The sequence below is a fragment of the Burkholderia sp. BCC1638 genome (assembly GCF_902833195.1).
GTDB classification, from domain to species: domain Bacteria; phylum Pseudomonadota; class Gammaproteobacteria; order Burkholderiales; family Burkholderiaceae; genus Burkholderia; species Burkholderia diffusa.
Genome location: NZ_CADFEC010000024.1, coordinates 23,042 through 43,777, shown reverse-complemented (window position 1 = coordinate 43,777; position 20,736 = coordinate 23,042). Strand labels below are relative to the sequence as shown.

General features: G+C 70.3%; 7 protein-coding genes. 5 read left to right on the top strand and 2 right to left on the bottom strand.

Annotated features, from left to right (window positions below):
• Nucleotides 1-376: 376 nt before the first annotated feature.
• The 5 genes from HWX22_RS23830 to HWX22_RS23810 all read left to right on the top strand — a co-directional run bounded on the left by HWX22_RS23830 (nucleotide 377) and on the right by HWX22_RS23810 (nucleotide 17,447).
• A complete protein-coding gene (locus HWX22_RS23830; RefSeq protein ID WP_059526731.1) occupies nucleotides 377-775 on the top strand; it encodes a winged helix-turn-helix domain-containing protein in 399 nt (132 codons plus the stop codon).
• 359 nt (nucleotides 776-1,134) lie between these two features.
• Nucleotides 1,135-2,313 (top strand): type III secretion system cytoplasmic ring protein SctQ, encoded by a 1,179-nt coding sequence (gene sctQ, locus HWX22_RS23825; protein WP_175911592.1) that lies wholly within the window; start codon nucleotides 1,135-1,137, stop codon nucleotides 2,311-2,313.
• A 3-nt stretch (nucleotides 2,314-2,316) separates the two neighbouring features.
• Nucleotides 2,317-2,991, top strand: a complete 675-nt coding sequence (gene sctR, locus HWX22_RS23820) for a type III secretion system export apparatus subunit SctR (RefSeq protein WP_044847619.1) — start codon at nucleotides 2,317-2,319, stop codon at nucleotides 2,989-2,991.
• A complete protein-coding gene (locus tag HWX22_RS23815) occupies nucleotides 2,988-3,782 on the top strand; it encodes a lytic transglycosylase domain-containing protein (RefSeq protein WP_059692142.1) in 795 nt (264 codons plus the stop codon). Before sctR ends, HWX22_RS23815 begins: the two co-directional genes overlap by 4 nt.
• A gap of 234 nt (nucleotides 3,783-4,016) precedes the next feature.
• Nucleotides 4,017-17,447: an LWXIA domain-containing protein gene (locus HWX22_RS23810; protein WP_175916519.1), complete on the top strand. Its 13,431-nt coding sequence runs from the start codon at nucleotides 4,017-4,019 to the stop codon at nucleotides 17,445-17,447.
• Between the two features lie 15 nt (nucleotides 17,448-17,462).
• Here the strand turns inward: HWX22_RS23810 and asnB are convergent, their stop codons facing one another.
• Nucleotides 17,463-19,430: an asparagine synthase (glutamine-hydrolyzing) gene (asnB, locus tag HWX22_RS23805; protein WP_175916518.1), complete on the bottom strand. Its 1,968-nt coding sequence runs from the start codon at nucleotides 19,428-19,430 to the stop codon at nucleotides 17,463-17,465.
• 256 nt (nucleotides 19,431-19,686) lie between these two features.
• Nucleotides 19,687-20,718, bottom strand: a complete 1,032-nt coding sequence (locus HWX22_RS23800; RefSeq protein ID WP_059819414.1) for an EscU/YscU/HrcU family type III secretion system export apparatus switch protein — start codon at nucleotides 20,716-20,718, stop codon at nucleotides 19,687-19,689.
• Nucleotides 20,719-20,736: the final 18 nt, after the last annotated feature.

The window sequence follows — 20,736 nt, the reverse complement described above, 5'->3', positions numbered from 1 at the left end:
ACTTATATCCATGATTTATATGAGTTTTCAATGATTCTCGGTTGGGTTTGATGTAGGGTTCGATGTAGGGTTTATTTTGCTCGATTTTGCGCCAATGCTGCGCGAACGCGTCGCCTGACGTTGGCCCATCCCCCCACGTAACACCGCCCGTAACGCCCGTAACGTTCCCCCCGGATGCTACGTAACAATCCTTCAATGTTGCTCCGACCCTTCCGAAGCCCGCCGCGCATCCCGCGTTAAAAATTCTTTTAGATTCAAGGCCGGCGCGCCGCCAGCCCCGCCCCCGCCCCCCATCGACGCCCGACGGACCATCCCTGGCCCGGAAGTTGCGGTACATGACCCGCAAACACTCCTTTACGGACATGCGAGGGCCAACATGGATTGCAAATACCTGTACATCGACAATATAAAAATCAACTTCGTGCGCCGCACGATCGAAATCGACAACAAAGTCGTCGACGTCACGCCGCGTGAATTCGACGTCGTCGAATTCCTGCTCGACAACATGAACAAGATCGTGCCGCGGCAAGCGATCCAGGAAGCGGTCTGGGGCCGCGAGCTCGGCGTGTCGTCGCGCACGCTCGACACCCACATCTCGCGCATCCGTTCGAAGCTGCAGCTCGATCACGACAAGAACCTGCGGATCATCCCGATTTATGCGGTCGGCTATCGGCTGGTGCTGTTCGGCGCGGCCATGACGCACGTCGAGCGCCACGACGCGGCGCCGATCCTGCGCGCCGCGCCGCAGCAGGCGCTGGCTGCCGACTACGCGTAACGCGTCACGGCTCACCCGCGCGCCGCCACTGCGCGGCGCGCCGGCAAGACTCCCCACCGCGCCGCACGTCCGCCGTGCGGCGCCGCGCGGCCCGGCACGCGTGCCCCGCCGCGCCACGACCGCCGCCTCCGGGCGGCGGTTGCCTTTGTGCGCGCGACGCGCCGCACGCGGCCACGCCGCCGCGCAGCAGGCTTCGTAGCTCGCCGCCGCCCGCGCGGCCGGCGGATGCGCGCGACTACGGATTCCGGCGCGGCACGCGGCCGGCGCCGTCCCTACAATCGACGCAGCAGCCGCGCGCCCCCTGCGCCGCCGGCCACAACAACCCGTCGAACCAACGCCGAATCCGCCCCGATCCCGCCGTGCCTGCGCTGTCCCTGACGAATGCCGACGCCGGCGACGCCGCGAACCGGGCCTCGCCCGCCGCTGCCACCCCGCCCGCCGCGGCGCCCGCCATCCCGCCCCCGCCGGCCGCGGTCGCGCTCGACGCGTCGCCGTGGCTGCCGCGCCTGTCCGCCGCCGCCGCGCGCGGGCTGTCGCATGCGTACGGCGCCACGGGCGCGGTCCCGGTCACGCTCGGCGAACACGCGTACGAGGTGCGCTGGCGCGTCGACGCCGAACCGGCCGCCGACGCGCACGCGTACCGCTTCGTCATCGGCCCGGCCGCCGGCACGCTGTGGATCGATCCGGTCGCGGAAAACGCATGGCTCGGCGACGCGGCCGACCCGGCCGTGCCGGCCGTGATCCGCGCGGCGCTGCTCGCCGACCTCGCCGCGCCGCTCGCGGCGGTGCTGCAAGCCGCGACACGGCAGCGCGTGGAACTGCTGCCGCCGCCGGCGAGCGTGCCCGCATGGCGCACCGCGCCGGCCGCGCTGCGCTTCGAACTGCGTCGCGCCGACGGCGCATGGCGCTGCCACGGCGCGCTGCTGTTCGATGCGCCGGACGCGCTCGCGGTGTTCTTCGCGGCGCCGGCGGCCGCGCGGCCCGACACGCGCGCCGCGTATGCAAGCCTGCCGGTGCCGCTGGTTTTCGAGATCGGCCGGACCGAGCTGACGACGGCCGAGCTGGCCGACGTCGTCAGCGGCGACATCATCGCGATCGAGCGCTGGCGCGCGCACGAGCAGAACCTGCTGTGCGTGGCGCGGGTGCCGGCCGCGCCGGCGTGGGAGATCACCGGACGGCCGTCGGGGAACCGGCTGACCGTCGAACGAATCAGGGAGATGCCTTTGGAACCGACCCGCACCGACACCCCGCCCGCCACCGCGACCGCGCACGATGCGTCGCCCGACGATGCGCCGCGCTCGCTCGACGGCCTCGCGGTCGACCTACGCTTCGAATTGCCGCCCACGTCGATCCCGCTCGGCGAACTCGGCACGCTGCAGCCCGGCGCGGTGATCGAATTGCAGCAAGGCATCAACCAGAGCGTGATCCATCTCGTCGCGAACGGGATGCTGATTGGCACCGGCCATCTGATCGCGGTCGGCCAGAAGCTCGGCGTGCGCGTCGTCACGCTGACGCAGCCCGCGCCGCGCGAGCGCTGAACGATGGGCAGCCTGCCGAATCCGGTCGCGCTGATCGCGGTGATCGCCGCGCTCGGCATCGCGCCGTTCGCGGCGCTGATGGTGACGAGCTACACGAAGCTCGTGGTCGTGCTCGGCCTGCTGCGCTCCGCGCTCGGGATCCAGCAGGTGCCGCCGAACCTCGTGCTCAACGGCATCGCGCTGATCCTGTCGCTGTTCATCATGGCGCCGGTCGGGATGTCGATCCGCGATGCGCTGCAAGCCCGCCACTTCGACGCATCGGGACAATTGTCGACCGCCGACATCGGCGCGCTCGCCGATGCCGCGCTGCCGCCGGTCAAGGATTTCCTGGTGTCGCACACGCGGCAGCGCGACCGCGAATTCTTCGTGCGCACCGCGACGTCGGTCTGGCCGAAGAACCGCGCGGACGGCATCAAGGACGACGACCTGCTCGTGCTGGTGCCGAGCTTCACGCTCGCCGAGCTGACGAAGGCATTCCAGATCGGTTTCGTGATCTACATCGTGTTCATCGTCGTCGACCTGCTGGTCGCGAACATCCTGCTCGCATTAGGCATGCAGATGATCTCGCCCACGACGATCTCGGTGCCGTTCAAGCTGCTGCTGTTCGTCGCGCTCGACGGCTGGTCGCTGCTCGTGCACGGGCTCGTGCTGTCGTATCGCGTGGCGGGGGCGGGATGAGCGCGCGCGGCCCGCGCGGCGTCGTCGCGAGCCTGTGCGCGATGCTCGCGCTGACGCTCGCATGCGCGGGCATGCAGCCGCGCGGCGCGCACGCGGCGGGCAGCGCCGCGGGCTTCGCGCAGCTCGCGCGCGCCTGCGCGCCGAACGTCGATCCCGACACGCTCGCCGCGCTCGTGCGCACCGAATCCGGCTTCAATCCGTATGCGATCGGCGTGGTCGGCGGCCACCTGACGCGCCAGCCCGCGTCGCTCGACGAAGCACGCGCGACCGCAAGCGAGCTGGCCGCGCGCGGCTTCAGCTACAGCGTCGGCCTCGCTCAGGTTAACGAACGAAACTTCGCGAAATACGGCCTCGACGACACGACGATGTTCGAACCGTGCCGCAACCTGCGGGCGGGCGGCGCAATCCTGACCGAATGCTTCGCGCGCTCGTCGAACACCGGCCGCCCCGCGCAGGCCGCGCTGCGCGCGGCGCTGTCGTGCTACTACAGCGGCAACTTCACGACCGGGTTCTCGAGCGGCTATGTGAGCCGCGTCGTCGCGAGCGCGCAGCGCAACGCGCGCGAAGGCGGCGTCGAACCGATTCCGGTGGTGCGCGACATGCCGCCGCCCGCGCGACAACGGCGCATGGACGCGGCCGCCACCACACCGCCCGAGCGCGCGCGCAGGCTCGCGTCGCCCGCGGCCTCCGCCGACGCGCCGTCGTGCCATGCGCGACCGGTCGTGATGATGTGTCGCGGATTGTCGGCGAGCCAGGCGAAGCGGCTCTGCGTGCGGTGCCTCGACCAGTAACGGCGCGCGGCTCGTTTTCCGGGGCGGGAACATCGGCCGCGCAGCCCCGGGCACGCCGCCGGCGCGGGGCCGCGCGCGTCTCGTAGCGCACCGTGGCCGCGCGCGGCGGCCGGCACGCCGCGCTACGAAACGGCGAGGATCCGGCCGCAATTCGTCTCCCTACACTCGTCGGATCGCATCGTGGCGCACGTGGCGCCGTGCGGGACGCGCATCGCGCGCGTAAGGGAGACGAGCATGCTGTCGATCGACGGAATGGGACTGGGCGTCAACTGGCAACGCTTCCTGTCCGACACGCTGGACCCGGTCGTCGCGCCGCCTCCCCCGCCGCAAAAGGACGATTCGTCGACCGGCCCGGCCAACCCGACCGTGGCGCCGCCGATTCCCGTGACGGCCACGCCGTTCACCGACCCGTCGAAGCCGACCAACCCGGAAATCGCATCCGCGACGTCGCTGATCCAGAACATGGCCGCGCAATACAGGCCGCCGCCGCCCGACATCACGGTCGAGAACGACAAGACGCGGGCAGTTCAGAAGGCGATCCAGGACGCGCAGACGCAATACGACACCGCATCGCAATCGCTGCAGGGCGCGCAGAACGTGCTGCACCTCGCCAACCGCGACCCCGAGTCGACGCCCGACGAACGCAATGCCGCCCAGGCCAGCTACGCGAAGGCGCGTGCCGCCGCCGACGATGCGCAGCGCAACCTGAACGTCACGACCGACGCGGGCTACATGATCCTGTACGGCGAACAGGCGACGAACGACATGCCCGCCGGCATGGTGCAGTCGGATACGGGCGAAATCACGAATCCGGGCGACGCGCGCAATCTCGCCGACCAGAAGCTCGCCGCGCTGCAGGCGCTGCTCCCCGACTCCCCGCACGATCCGAACGACAAGAACTGGGCGCCGCAGGCGAGCGACTGCAAGACACCTGTCCAGATCCGCGCGTACGACGACTGGCAGACCGCCGACGCACATGCCGCCGCGGGCGAGGCGAAATACTACGCGGATATCGCGAACTCGAATCTCGCCTATACGCAGTTTCAGTCATACCTTGCCGATCCCGACTACAAGGCGGCCGTCGACGCCGGCGTCGGGAAGCTGAACGACGCGCTCGCGCCGCTGAACCTGGAGGTGTCGCTGCCGGATGCACCGGCGTCCATGGACGCCGCGCAGCAGGCCGTCACGACCGCCGCGAAGGACGCGAACTACGCCAATGCCGCGCTCTCGGCGGCAAACGACAACGTGACGCTCGTGCAGGCGCAGCAGCAATCGGACGCGGACCACGGCAAGGAAGGCCCGACGGTCGTCGCGCCCGGCGCGATCGAGAAGGACAAGACCGCGCTCGATCGCGCGCAGACCGCCGCAGGCACGAGCAGCAGCTATCTGCAGATGTTGTCCACGCAACAGCAGGCCGACACGCTGCAGGCAAACTTCCGCGGCAAGCATGCGAGGATCGACGACGATCCGAGCGACCCGTATACGCAGCTGCAAATGGCGAAGCAGCAGGCAAGCATCGCGCACGATGCGTTCGTCGTTGCGTACGGCGGATCGCTCGCGCAGCAGTATGACGACCAGGCCGCGCAGATCGAGGCGACGGTGAAGGCGACGGCGAAGCCGCCGACCATGTGCCGCGTGCAGCCGAACTGGCTGAATGCGTCGCCGCTGTTTTCGCCGCCGTGGAGCACGGCCGCGAACGGCACGGCGAACCTGCCCGGCGCGGCGCCGCTGTTCGCATCGCCGTTTTCGGCGGCGAACCCGGCAGCGAATCCGCTTGCGGGCGGCACGCCGTCGCTCGACACGTCGCCGTTCGTGACGAGCCCGCTCCAGCCCGCGCAAAGCGATGCGACGGCGAGCGACACGGCGGACGCCGGCCCGACGCTGGCCGACGCGCAACGCCTGCGCGTCGTCGCGGGCGCGATCCGCGCGGCCGACGATCGCCTGTCCGATTCGGTCAACGAGCGCGCCACGAACGCGGCGCTCGCCCAGGCGCGCGACCTGCAATCGCAGAAGCACGACTCGCTGACGAATGCCCAGCAGAAATACGACGACTGGCAGGCGTCGCATCCGGCACCGCCGCGCTTCCGGCAAGTCGCCGACGGCGACATCCTGCCGGCCTTTTCGCCGCCGCTGCCGAACCCGCACCAGAGCGAGCTCGACCAGGCGAAGCAGGACGCGCAGAACGCGGACAACACGGTGCAGCGGCTGCAGTTGATGGGCGAACTGGCGCATCGACAGGTGCTGATGGACCAGTTCGATGCGGGCCTCGACGAGCGCCTGCGCTACGTGACGGACGATCACTCGGACGCGTACAAGGACTACCAGAAGGCAGCGCGCGACTTCTATTCGGCGCATCGCAGCGACATGTCGAACACGCTGCTCGACGTCGCGGGCGCGAACACCGGCAACGGCGCGACGATCGATTTCGGCAAGCTGAGCGACACGCAGCAGCGCAACCTGATCGGTGTCGCGCTCGGCATGTCGCCCGACGTCGGCGGCGATCCTTCGTCGACCTCCTCGGTCGCCAACGACACGCAGACGCACTTCACCGACAAGGACAAGCTGTCGGCGATCGACGGCGTGCGCAACACGCTGCTGAAGATCGGTGGCGGCGCCGGCACGCAGATCAGCGTGCGGCCGATCGTGTATGCCGCGAAAGACATCGGCATGCAGACGACCGCGCTCTTCGAAGTCAAGGACACCAAAGGCGTCACGCAGTTCGTGGACGAGACGGGCAGTACGTACCACGACATCAACGACTACATCGACAACAACGAACTGTCGTCGGACGGCACGGTGGACATCGCGACCGGCCACAACGCGGACGGCACGCTGCAGATCGTGTCGCGCGCGGCGCACCACGACAGCGGCTTCGACAGTTTCCTCAACACGTTGACGGGCACCAAGCTCAATCTCGGGATGCTGATCGGCGGGATGGTGCTCGAAGGCATCGGCGGCGTGCTCGACGCGACGGTGCTCGGCCTGCCGCTTGGCGCGACGCTGAACGTCATCGGCACCGGCATGGCGTATACGTCGATCGCCGCGACGATGACGAGTTCGGCGCTCGACCTCGCGAACCGTGCGGACCATGGCCGCAGCTTCAACCCGTTGAGCGACGCGGGGGCGCGCTCGGATTTCATCAACCTGATACCGATGGGCGCGGCGGGAGCCTCGAAGCTCGTCGGCAGCAAGCTGTTCATGCGCGGCTTCACGGGGCTGACGCGCATGCCGAAAGTGGCGTCGTTCCTCCGCGGCGCGACGAAGGTCTTCGCGGTCGGGACCGGCGTGGCCGGTGCGACCGAGTCGTTCTTCGAGGCCGGGGCCGACTACCTCAGCGGCAATGCCGACGCGGGCAACAAGGCGCTCGTCGGCGGCCTCACGAACGTCGCGCTGATCGCCGCGGGCGGGCTCAAGGCGCGCGCGGTCACGGGCGTCGTCAATCGCACCGGCATCGTCGCGCGCACGACGGACGGCAAGGCGGTGACGATCGACGGTCAGACGATCCGGCAACTGCTGAACAACGGCGGCGACGCGTCGCTTGCGGCCGGCCGCAATCGCGCGACCTTCGACGGCGAGCGCGTGACGGTGTCGCACGACGGCACGCTGATGGTCGGCGACAACGTGCTGACCTATGACGGCAAGCCGATCCGCATGCTCGACAACGCGTCGCGCAAGGCGTTGCCGACGGGCGAATCCGTCGTGCTCGGCGCGGACGGAAAACTGTCGCTCGCTTCCGTTTCCGACAAGAACTGGACCAACGGCACGCGCATCGACTCGCTGACCGATACGGGCGAAAGCCTGTCGTTCGGCCCAGGCGGCCGGATGAGCACGACGCCGAAGATCGCGGCGAGAACGCGGCTCGATCTGCTCGACAGCGCGTTGCAGCAGGCGCGCGACGCGTACACCGCCGAGAACGGCGGCGAACAGACGGCACGCAGCCTCGCGCAGACGACGACCCAGGACGACACGGCGAGCGCCGCGACCGACGCGCGCAGCACGCGGCGCACGAGCGAGGAACGCGCACGCATCGACGAGCAGCGCGACGAAAGCGATGCCGATCACGCGACGAATGCAGGCAGCAACCGGCGCAGCGCCGACGCACGCGCGATGCGGTATCGCCCGTTCGACACCGATACGCCGGCCGGCGCCAGCAATCGCGAGACGCCCGGGGCCGCGCGACCGCGCGTCAACGTCCGGGTCGTCGATCTCGCCGACGAGGCGCCCGCCACGCGCCCGGTGACGTCCGACCCGGCCGGCATCGCGGTACCGCGCGGGCCGCGCGCGGAACCGATGAAGATCGGCGACCGCACGGTGTACATCGTCCGCGACGGCGCCGAAGCGGACGCCCCCGCCGTCGGCGGCGTCCGTCCGCAGGACCTCGAGGAACCCGTCATCGTCGTCGCGGGCGAACACGACGGGCTACTCGCGCCCGAACTCGCGAACCGCTGGCAGAAGGCCATTTATGCGGCCGCGCCCGATGCGTTCGGCACCGATGGCCAGTTGCGCCCCGATGCGCGCGTGCTCCGCTTCGACCCCGCACCGGAAACCGGGGCGGCCGCCGGCCATGTAGCCGCGGACGAAACGCCGCACGCGAGTTCGCCACGCAACCCGGGCGACGATACGGTGATCGTGCTCGCCGGCAGGCGCGGCCCGAACGAGCCTGCGGTGCCGCAACCCGGCGCGACGCGTCAACCGGTGAACGCGCTCGACGGCAGGTTCAGCCCGCCGAACCGGGTGCTCGTGCTGATCCGCCCGGAACGCACCGATGCGGCGCAGCGTGCGCCTGCTCGCGACGGGACGGCACCGGACGAATCCCGCACGGCGCCCGCCGCGCGCGCGGACGGCGCAAAGCCGCGATCCGCAACGACGAGCGACGCCGCGGCGCTGATCGATACCGATCTCGCGGCAGCGCACCCGGAATTGACGGAAGCCGCGCCGCCCGAAGCGGCCGCGCCGGATAAACCCGGCCGCTTCACGCAGGTGCAGTTCCGTTTCGGCGGCGCGCCGCTCCCCGAGGCCGTGCAGGCGCTCGCGATGCAGTCGGCGACCCTCGTGACGCAACTGCGCATGCTCCACGATGCCGGTTGGCGCGTGAAGGTCGGCAAGCGAGGCGGCGGCAGCTACATCGATCCGCGCAGGCGCCGCATGACGATCGACGGCGCGCTCAAGGATCCCGGCAGCATCACGTACACGCTCGCCGGCGAGGCGCGACAAGCGGTGGAAGCGATGCACGGTGTGCTGAAGCCCGACTACGGCGATCGCGGCCGCTTCACGCGCAAGGCCCTCGAAGCGGAGGCGCGCGCGCAGATCAACGCGTTCGAGGCGCGCTACGAGATCGCCCTCTCAAGCGGCGTCGACATCGCCGAACACGCGCATCTGCCCGAAGGGATCGCGCGCGAGGGGGTCGACTGGCAGCGCACGTCGAGCGATTACACGGGAACGGTCGGGCGGCTCGCCGACCTGTTCGCCGATGCGCCGGTGTCAGGACGCGACGGGCAGACCTTCAGCGCGTTCTACGACGACGTATGGGCGCACCAGAAGCGCCGCGGCGACATCCCGCGCCGCATGCCCGCGCCGCGCATGCACGCCGCCGGCGACGCGCCGGACGGCAGGCAACATCTCGACGCGCGTACCGCGTGGAGCCACGCGCATGCGGTGCTCGCGTCGCCGTTCGGCGACGGCCGCCCGGCACCCGACCCGGCCGCCCTGCACGCGCGCCGCGACGGGCACATGGCGCGATTGCCGGACCGCAACCTGCTCGTGCTGCACGCGGACACGCTGCCGGACGGCACGCTGCTCGTCGAAGGCGAGCCGGCCAATGTGCACGAATACACGCTCGCCCAGGCGCCGTGGAGGCTGGTCAAGGACGCCGACACGATCGTGCTGTCCGCGAAGCACGGCGGCAATGAAACCGCCGCGCGGCTCGCGAACGTGTTGCAGCGCGCCGTCTACGCGCCGCCCGAGCGTGCCGTCGGCGACGACGCGGCCGTGCTCGACACGCGCGTGTTCCACCGCTTCGACCCGGCGCCCGCGGCGCCGCACGCTCTCGGCGAACTCGCGGCCGACGCCGAGGGCGTCCATCTCGCCGGCGACCCGGGCACGCGGATCGACGTCGAGCACAACGTCGGCACACTGCTTGGCGCGGGCGCGCGCAAGACCGCGTTCACGCTCGGCGACGACGCGGCGCTCGTCACGGTCGATCACGGCCCCACGCCGTTGGCGCCGCTGGAGGCGCCCGAATCGCTCGACGCACGGCGCGCGGCCGACGAGCAGCTCGTGAATGCCGAACGTCAGGCGCTTCAGGAACTCGAAGCGCTGGGCGTACGCACCGTGCAGCTGCACGGTCCGTTTCGCTCGCTGGGCGGCATCGTCTCCGCGCTGGTCCATCCGCTCGGCGTGTTCCACAGCGACGCGTTCGCGACAGGCGCCCTGCCGTCCTACATCTCGCGCGCGGGGATCCAGAACATCCTGCGGCTGCACGATGTGCTCCACCAGTCCGACATCGGCTTCGACCTGCAGGGCATCTTCACGCGCTCCGGCGACTTCCTGGTCAGCGATCCCGGACGGATTCGCCGCGACGACTACGGATCGCACCAGATGTCGCTGTCGCGGCTCGCGGAAATCGAGCGCGGCGTCGTACGCTGGCTCCAGTCGAATGAAACCGGCACCACGCTCGCGCAACGTGACGGAGCGCTGCCGTCCGATGCGTTCGTGCAGAAGCCGTCGCCGATCATGCGTGTGCGGATGCGCGTCGGCGGCGTACCGCTGCCCGACGCCGTCACCACGCTCGCGCTGCAGTCGGACACGCTCGCGGCGCAATTGCGCATGCTCGACGCCAACGGCTGGCGCGTGCGCGTCGGCAAGCGCGGCGGCGGCAGCCGGATCGATACGAAGCACAGGCGCGTGACGATCGACGGCGCGCTGGCCGACCCCGAATCGATGACGTACGTGCTCGCGCACGAGACCAAGCATGCAGTCGAGGCGATCGAAGACACACTCGGGCTCGACTACAGCGACCGCGGCCGTTTCTCGCGAACGGCCTTCGAAGCCGAGGCACGCGCGCAGATCAACGCATTCGAGGCACGTTACGAGATCAAGCTGATGAGCGGCATCGACATCGCCGCGACGGTGCGGTTGCCCGATGCGCTGCAGCACGAAGCCGACGCGTGGCAACCGTCGACCGATCCCGCCGTCGCCGTCGCGCGGCTCGCCGATGCGTTCGCCGATGCGGCTGTGTCGGGCACCGGCGGCAAGACGTACACGGCGTTCTACGGCGACGCGCACGCGCGTGCAAAGGCACGCGGCATGCGCGCGATGCCCGCGCCGGAAACACGCGCCACGCACGGCGACGCGAACGACGGGCCGCACACGATGCGCGAGATCCAGACGCAGCGTGCGGCGTGGTCGCAGGCCAACGCCGCGCACGACGCGTCGCCGTTCGGCGCCGGCGGGCCGCCGCCGCTCGATACGCTGTCGTTCCTGCGCGACGGCCGCATCCTGATCGATCCGGTCACGCGTCTCGCGATCGTGCCCGCCGAGACGCTGCCCGACGGCACGCTGCTCGGCCCGGACGGGCAACCCGTCGATCCGCACACGTTCACGCTGCTCAATCCGCCGCCGTCCGACCCGGGCTATACGACGATCCTGTCGGCGCGGCACGCGAACGAAGGCGCGGCCGCGCAGCTCACGAACCTGTGGCAGCGCGCGATCTACACCGCGCATCCGGACGCGGTCGGCGCAGCGGGCGCGTTGACCGACCTGTCCGGAATGAACCGCTACGTGCCGGCCGCATATCGCCAGCCGTCGCTCGGCGAGCTGTCGGTCGACCCCGTGCACGGCCATCTCCATATCGGCGGCGATCCCGCCAGGCGCGCCGATCCGGCGGATTTCCTCGGGCCGGTGCTGGGCTCGGGAGCGGACAAGACCGTGTTCGACGGCGGCGCCGGACAGGCGATCGGCGTGTACCGCGACGACTCGGCCGACGGCGTCGCCGACGCCCATGCGGCGGTCGATCTCGAACAGAGCGGGCTCGCGATGCTGCGCGACGTCTACGCGTTGCCGACCAGCACCACCGACGGGCCGTTCACCGTCGGGAATCGCGTCGCGGTCGTGCTGAAACCGTCCGCGCAGCTCAGCAGCGTCGACGTGGAGCTCGACATCGGCCTGCCGAGCGTGGTGTCGGGCAAGGGTCTGGCCGACCTCGAGCGGATCCGCAGCGTCACGCAGACGCACCATCTGCTGTACGACTTCCAGGTGCTGTTCGGCCGCAACGGCGACGTGATGCTGCACGATCCCGGCCACCTCAGGCCCGGCGCCGACCCGGACGGCAGCGTGCTCGGGCGAATCGACGAAGTCGCCGCGAAGATCCACGACGGGATCGCGACCGGCCGTATCCGGCTCGCGCATCCGGCGTTCGTCGAAGCCGGCGCGTATGCGCCGCGGCCCGGCGCGATCGGGCGCGTCGTCACGACCTTCCGCGGCATCGTGCTGAAGCTGCACGCGCACGCGCTGGCCGCGCGTTCGCCGACGCTGCGGGCGCAGATGCGGTTCGCGCGGTGCGACGGCTGGAAGGTGAAGCTCGGCGCCCCCGGCAGCGGCCAATACGTGGACGCGGCGCGGCGCGTGATCGTCCTCGACGGCAACACGCGTCGCGCCGGCACGCTGGTGTTCGCGCTCGCGCACGAGGCGCAGCACAGCGTCGACATCTCGACGGACACCCTCGGCATCGACCGCAGCAGCCCCGAAGCGTATGTGAGGAGCCTGCTGCTCGCGGAAGCGCGTGCGCAACTCAACGCGTGTCGCGTGCGCGACGAAATCCTGGCGGCCGGCGGCCCCGACATCGCCGCGCACGCGCAACTTCCGGAGACGCTCGCACGCGCGGCGGAGCACGCGTTCGCGAGCGGCGACGAGGCAGCGCTCGATGCGCTCGCCGATACGTTCGGCGACATGCGCACGTCGCTGCCCGGCAAGCCGACCTATCGCACGCTGTACGCCGAGCAGGCGCGCGCCGAATTCGCCGGCCGGCCGGCGCCGGTGAAGCTCGCGGCACCGGCGCGCGGCGGCGCGCGGCGCGGCCGTTACGCGATCGACAGCGCGGAAATGACGCGGGCGCGCGCGTGGCTCGACGAACGCGGCATGCGCACGCTCAGACGCGTCGACGGCACGCATGCGCCGTCGCTGCGCGCACTCGTGCGGCAAACCGGCGTCGATACCGAGCTGCTGATTGCGCGCGCCGGCCCGGTGACGCCCGACGCGGCGCCCGAATTCGTCGCGTCCGCGCGCATCGATGCGAACGGCGCGATCAAACCGCCGAAATTCGTCGGCAACACGCTGACGCAGGACGAACGGGAATTGCTCGGCGCCGCGCTGGACACCGCGCTGGACGCGGCCGATCCCGCGCAGGCCGCGGCCGCCCGCCAGGCCTTCGCGTTCCATGCGTCGCCGGTGTCGCTCAACGAACTGCGGGCGCTCGGCGGGGCCGCGAAGATCGAGCCCGTGCGCGACGGCAAGCCGGTGACGTTCACGCAGCCTGGCCGCGTGACCCACCGCTACGTCGCCGCGATCCTCGCGCTGGACAATACGAAGCACTACCGCAGCGCGCACAAGGCGATCGCGGCGGCCGCCGAGTCCGACACGATCTACGCGGTCGACCAGGCAAGCGGCGAGATTCGCGGCCACGCACGCTACGACAGCAGCCACGGCGTCTGGCAATACCAGGAGAACGCGCCCCTGGCGCATACCCGTGTCGCGCAACGGCCCCTGGCCGGCGCGTACCCGCGACGTGCGCAAGTGCGCGTGCGGCCGCACGGCAAATCGCACGGCGTGCCGCTCACGCGAGCACGCGCGCGCGGCATGACGTTCGCGGTCAGCAGCATCGCCCCGGCAACGCTCGAACGGATCGGCAACCGCTTCGATCCGGTCAAGCCGCCGAAAGCCGGCAAGCCCGACAAGCTGCCGCGGCCGGGCCTGCGCTATCTCGGCCATCTGGGGCTCACGAGAACGCTGAACGCGCCGCGCCGCGTCGCCTTGCTGACACGCAACCGCGCCGCCGCGGTGCTCGGACGCGGGCGCACCGGCGCCGCCCTCCCCGCCGGCGGCACGCGCGCGACCGATCCGGCTACGCGACTGTTCGAGAAGAACGTGTTGCCCGCCGGCAAGGACGCGGCACTCGATTTCAGCGGCCACAACGCCGTGCACCTGCTCAGCGTCGCTGAATTCGGCGGCCTCGAGGCGGGCAAGCATCACATCTACGTCTACGACACCGCGGAACCGCTGACCGACCGGCTCGACGCGCCCGAGGGCGTGCTGGTGCCCGACGCGAACGGCAAGCTGACGTGGCACGATCCGCACACCCCGTCCGCGCCGGGCGTGCCGCTCGAGTCGTCGCCGATCGGCGACGGCCCGTACGGCGCCAACGTGCATCTGCTGCTGACCGAACTGACGCCCGCCGAACTGGCCGCGCATGCGCGCGGCACACGGCTCGCGGCGCTGACGCGGCGCCTCGCGCACCTCGAAGCGATCGAGCTGGACAAGTCGCCCGGCACGTTCGCGTCGCTGCGCACGTGGGCGAGCCAGCAGGCGCGTGACGCGCGCCGCGCGCGCAACGCGCTGAAGAAGCAGATCAAGACCGAGAAGGACGCTGCCAAGCGCCTCGGCCAGCCCGTGCCCGCCAACCCGAAGCTCAGGATCAGGCCTTACCAGCCGTCGCTCGTCAGCGCGACGCTCGTCGAATGGAAGCGCCTGTACGGCGACGGCAACGTGTCCGGCCTGTTTGCGCACCTCGAACGGATCGACGCGCTCGCGAAGCGGGAACGCGACCCGCGCCTTGCGTTGCTCGAACTGATCGACACGCCGCCCGATGCGCCGCCACCGGCGATGATGGCCGACGCAGCCGCGTGGCGCGGCACCGGCATGCCGCTGTACGTGGCGCGCGACTGGTCCGGCGGTGGCGCACGCTATGCGCCGGTGCCGTTCTGGAAGCGCGCGCAGCGTGGCCTGAGCACGGCCGCGGCCACCGATCGCGCGCTGCGGCGCGCGTTCCTCGGGACCAGCGAGGCATTGCAGCACCGCATGGTGCCGATGAGCCGCGCGCACCGGCTGTCCGACGATCCGGCGCCGTTCGTCCGGCAGATCGTACGCAACGGCGGCGTGATGCCGGTCGTGACGATCCCGATCGATCCGCACACGCTCAACGCCACGCGCGGCGCGAAGCACGACCCGGAATTCGTCGACGACGTGAAATCGATCGGCAACCAGAAGACCGCGAAGATCGACTACTGGGAAGGCACGATCACCGGCGAGAACGGCGCCGTCATGCATCTCGACGACCTGACCGAGGCGAATCTGCATCGGTGGCTCGACGCGGCATCGCAGGCAGGTTTCCTGCTGCGCCTCGAAATGGCGCCCGCGCGCGCGCTCGTGTCGTCGGAGGACAACCGGCATCTGGCCGGCACCAACGACGGCTATCACCATCACGCACGCCTCGGCGAGCTGCTCGAATCGTGGGCCGACGCGCACCCGGGCTCCCCTGCGCCGCACGTGATGGTGACGTTTCACGGTTGGGATGCCGTGCCGGAGCCGGTGCCGGGCGCGGGCCATCTGGCGCTCGTCAACTCGCTGCTCGACCGGCCGACGCTCAAATGGGTGCATGTCGGCCTGTCGTACGCCACGCACGGCGCCGACTTCATCGCGAATCAGGAACTGACGACCGCGCTGGCCACGATGCTCGTCGACCGCGCGCAGGCGGAAGCCGCCGCGCGGGCCGGCGCGAAACCGGTCGAAAGCACGCTCGAGCGGTTGCACGGCTCGGATGCGCTGACGCGCGTGTTCGAGCGTGTCGACCGCGCCACGCTGGCGGACCAGCACCAGATGCTGCTGGCCGAAATCGAGCGGATCGGCCGCGCCAGGGGCCTGCCGCCCGACGCGATCGCGGCCTTGCGGCAGGGGATCTACGAAGGCAACACGACGCGGCTGCTGAATCGCGCGCGTTACGCGACGTCGACGTTCGCGACCCGGGCCTGGGCGGCAAACCGGCAATCCGCACCGAAGGCGGACGCGCCGGGACGCAAGTTCACCGAGACCTGGCTGGCGAGCGTCGGCGCCCGGCTGCGCGCACCCGGCCAGGACACGACGCTGCGGCCCGGCCAGAGCGGCCCGGCGCCACTCGCGCCGTGGCGCGAGATCGTCCGGCAACCGGCACTGATCGTCGACGACTCGCTGCCCGTCAGCGACAGCCGGCTCGTCAGCGCGCAGGCGGTCGCGCACGTCGCGGCAGACGATCCGCTCGCCGCCTACGCCGAACTGAATGCGCTGCGCCTGCAGCAGGTGGAGCGCTCATGGTCGCTGCTCAACTGGAAGAACGTGCTGTCCGGGATGGTCGGCATCGGTGCCGGCGTCGCCGTCCATCACATCGGCCTCACGCCGACGAACTACAAGCAGGCGGCCAACACGACGTTCGTCGGCGTGCGGACCGGCCGCCTCGTCCAGGCGTTGCATCAGGACACGCTGCGCGCGCTGCAAAGCGGCGATCCGCGGCTCTTCAACCATGTGATCGACCGCTTCATGAGCGGCCTCAACAATCAGTTGTCGGCGCACCGGATGCACGAGGACCAGCGTCGCGCGTCGCTGATCCGGCTGGCGGACGAAGGCCGCGCGAAGATCAACCTGCAGCTCGAACTGCATCGCAGGCAGTCGCTGCCCGCCGACAAGACGGTCGAATACACGAAGCTGATCGCGAACGACATGGTCCAGCAGATGCAGGGGGTGCTGGCCGGCACGTCGATCCAGCAGCTCCATCACGGCAATCCGCGCCGCTTCCTCGGCAAGGTCGGCCGCACGGCGGCGATCGCCGGCTACGCGAGCCTCGGCGAGCTGTCGCTGCATACGCTGCTCCAGGATCCGTCGCTGGTGCCGTTCCTCGGCACCACCGGCGCGCTGCTCGGCCTCACCTACACGGGGCTCGTTCAGGCGAGCGCGTTCACGCACCTGAGCATCGAGCGGCGCAGCCGCGTCGTGCGCTTCATCGACACCGCCTCCGACCTCGCGAGCATCGCGGGCGGCTACATCGGGCCGTTCGTCGGCTCGGCGCCGACGATTCACGCGAACCTGCCGATGGCGATCTCGTCCTTGAGCTCCGCGACGCTGCTCGCGCTCGCACGCACCGACACGCATTTCCCGAACCTGACGAAGCGCGTCACCGGCAAGATGCCGACGATCCTGCTGCTCGCGCCGATCGGCATCTACGTCGGCAACTGGCTCTATACGGCGTTCGGCGGCAGCGGCAGCGGCAGCGGCAGCGGCAAATCGACGCCGCCGACAGGCTCGACGAAACCGCCCAGCCCGCCGGTGGGGCCGCCGTCAGGCACGCACGTGCACGTGGCACCGGCGACGCCGGCAACGCCGACTGCCCCGTCGGGCACATCGAGCACGCCGAGCACGTCCAGCGCGCAGCCCTACATCGTCGTCGAAGGCGATTCGCTGTGGGTCATCGCCGACCAGCATCGTCAGTCGCTGCTCGATGCCGCGCACGTGTCGCGCGCCGATCAGCAGACGATGACGCGCGGCGAACAGGATGCGCGCGCGCTGAACGAGATCCTGCAGCTCAATCCGTCGGTCGCGCACGATCCGAATCGCCTGTCGATCGGCACGCCGCTGATCGTGGGCTGAAATCTGCGCCGCGCGTTACGCCGCCCGCTGATGTTCCAGCCACGCCTGGAACATCAGCACCGTCCACAGCTGGTGCTGCCAGTTCATCCGGCCCGCCTGGTGCTGGCGCCACAGCCGCTCGACGGCCGCCGCATCGAAGAAGCCCTCGTCGCGCAGCCGCGACGGCTGCAGCAGCGCGTCGGCCCAGTCGCGCAATGCGCCGCGCAGCCAGTGATCGACGGGCGCGCAAAAGCCCTGCTTCGGCCGGTCGATCAGCGCCGGCGGCACGTACTGGTAAAGCAGCCGGCGCAGCAGCGCCTTCGACTGCCCTTCCGGCAAGCGCACCGACGCGGGCAGCCGCCACGCGAATTCGACGACGTGATGGTCGAGGAACGGCATGCGCGTCTCGAGGCTGACCGCCATCGCCGCGCGGTCGACCTTCGCGAGAATGTCGGTCGGCAGGTACGTGAGCGTGTCGATCGCCATCGCCTGCTCGGCGAAGCTCAGGTTCGCGGGCCATGCGGACACCGTATCGAGCGGCGTCGGCGGCTCCTGCCCGCTGAGCGCGATGCGCTCCGGATGATGCACCGACGACATCAGCAGCCGGTACAGCCCGATGCGGCTCTCGGCCGTCATCACGTGGCCGAGCTTGTGCAGCCGGTCGCCGATGCGGGTCGCCGAGTCGCGCGCTTCCACACCGCCCCATGCGCCCTGCGCGACCGCCGCGAGCTGGTCCGCGTGATCGGGGCGCAGCGCGTGCAGCGCGGCGGCGATCCGCGCGCGCACCGCCGCCGGCACGCGATGCAGCTTGCGCCACAGGCGCGGCGTCAGGAAATAGCGCGTATAGCCGCCGAACAGCTCGTCGCCGCCGTCGCCGGACAGGCTCACCTTCACGTGCCGGCGCGTCAGCTCGGACACGAGGAAGGTCGGAATCTGGGAGGCGTCGGCGAACGGTTCGTCGTAGATCGTCGGCAGCTTCGGCACGACGCCGAGCGCATGGTCGGCCGTCACGTAAAGCTCGGTGTGGCGCGTGCCGAGATGGCGCGCAACCGCCTTCGCGTAGCCGGCTTCGTCGTAACCGGCCTCGTGAAAGCCGATCGTGAACGTGTCGACCGGATTCGCCGACTGCGCCTGCATCAGCGCGACGATCGCCGACGAATCGATACCGCCCGACAGGAACGCGCCGAGCGGCACGTCGGCTTCCATCTGCCGCGCAACCGCCTGGCGCAGAACCGTGTCGAGCTGCCCGACGGCCTCGTCGGCACTGCCCTCGAACGGCCGCTCGCGGCCCGCTTCGATCGCCTGCTCGAGCGTCCAGTACGCGCGCACGCGCGGCGTGTCGCGCGCATGCTCGAACTGGATGAAGGTGCCCGGCGGCAGCTTGCTGATGCCGCGATAGATCGTATGCGGCGCCGGCACGCTCGACTGGCGCAGGTACAGGCACAGCGCGTCGCGATCGATCGTGCCGTCGAAGCCGGGATAGCCGCGCAACGCCTTCAGCTCCGACGCGAACACCAGTGCGTCGCCGATCCGGCCGTAATAGAGCGGTTTCTCGCCGATCCGGTCGCGCGCGAGCGTCAGCACCCGCGACGCGCGGTTCCACAGCGCGAACGCGAACATGCCGGTCGCGCGCCGCAGCGTCGCCTCGACGCCCCACGCGACGATCGCCGCGATCAGCACCTCGGTGTCGGAGTGGCCGCGCCACGCCGGGGCGCGCCCCGCGCGCTCGAGCTCCGCGCGCAACTCGCGATGGTTGTAGATTTCGCCGTTGAAGACCATGACGTAGCGGCCGCACGCGGATGCCATCGGCTGCCGGCCGTGGACCGACAGATCGACGATCGCAAGCCGCCGGTGACCGAGCGCGATGCCAGCCTCCGGGTCGACCCAGAGGCCCTGCCCGTCGGGCCCGCGATGCGCGACGCTCGTCGTCATTCGCGCGAGCGTGCCGCGCGCTGTCTCCTCATCGAAGGCGACGCTATTCAGAAAGCCGTCGATTCCGCACATTTGATTTGTCTGCCTCTGTTGACCTGGTCCGTCAGCGGCGGCGCAACCTCGCGGCCCGCCGCCCGGCTGACGGTCGAGCCATATTACGAAGAAATAAATCAGCAATAATTCATGGATGAATGTCGGACAAATCCGGAAAAAAAGCCGCGTCAAGCCCGACGTGCGATCGGCCCGGCAAGCCGGAAAAGGGTCCACATCATTCCGCATCGGCGAACGGCGTGCATGCCGGCGTTCCGGGCCCGGCGGGCCGTACCCGTCATGCCGCGCCGGTCGCCCACTTCAGCAACTGCGCGACCTCGCGGAAATGCTGCTGCTGGATCGTGCCCTTTTCGGGCGTGCTCTCGTACAGCGCGTGCGCGAGGCCGGCGTTCGCGAGCGTCGGGCGCAGCGCGTCGCGCGCGAGCCGCACGATCCGCTCGGCCGCCTCGCCCTCGCCGCGCGCGAGCACCCACGGCAACGTGCCGATCCCGCCGTAATAGAGCGCAACCGCGACGCTCGACGAATAGACGACCACCGACGCGAAGCCGATCCGGTCCGGCAGCGACGAGAACTGCGCTTCGCGCGCGAGCTGCCGGCGCTTTGCCTCGATGTGCGGATCGCCCTCGTCTTCCTTGTGCTCGCGCCGCACTTCCTCGATCGACATCTTCATCTTCTGGTTGAACTCATGGCGCTGGTGAACGATGTCGATCAGCGCCATGACGATGTAGATCAGCGCGGCCCAGCCGAACAGCAGCATCAGCAGCTTCACGATCAGCGCGAGAATCGACATCGGCCGCGTGAAACCGGACTGCACCGACGGGTCGAGCGACTCGACGATCAGCCAGCCGAGCGTCGCGGCGAGCAGCACGGTCTTCAGCAGCATCTTCGCGAGGTTCACGAGGTTGCGCATCGACCACATGTTCTTCAGCCCCTCGGCCGGATTGAGCCGCGACAGCTGCGGCACGAGCCGGCTCCACGCCATCACGCCGCCCACCTGCACGAAGCCCGCGAGCAGGCCGGCCAGCAGCCCGGCCGCGACGATCTGCGCGGACAGCAGCGCCCAGTCGCGCGCGGCGCCGTCGATCAGCGTCGCGAGCCGCGCTGATGGATCGGCCGCGCCGGCCGCATCGAACACGAGCCGGAACAGCGCCTGCAGCCGCGCGAACAGCGTGCCAAGCCCGACCGCGAGCGCGACGCACACGCCGACGAAGAACGCCGACGAGATCGTCTCCGCGCTCTTCGGCACGTCGCCCTTCTGGCGCGCTTCGCGCAGGCGCTTCGCGGTCGGCTGCTGGTTCTTTTCCGCCATCGTCGCTCCGGTTCCGGC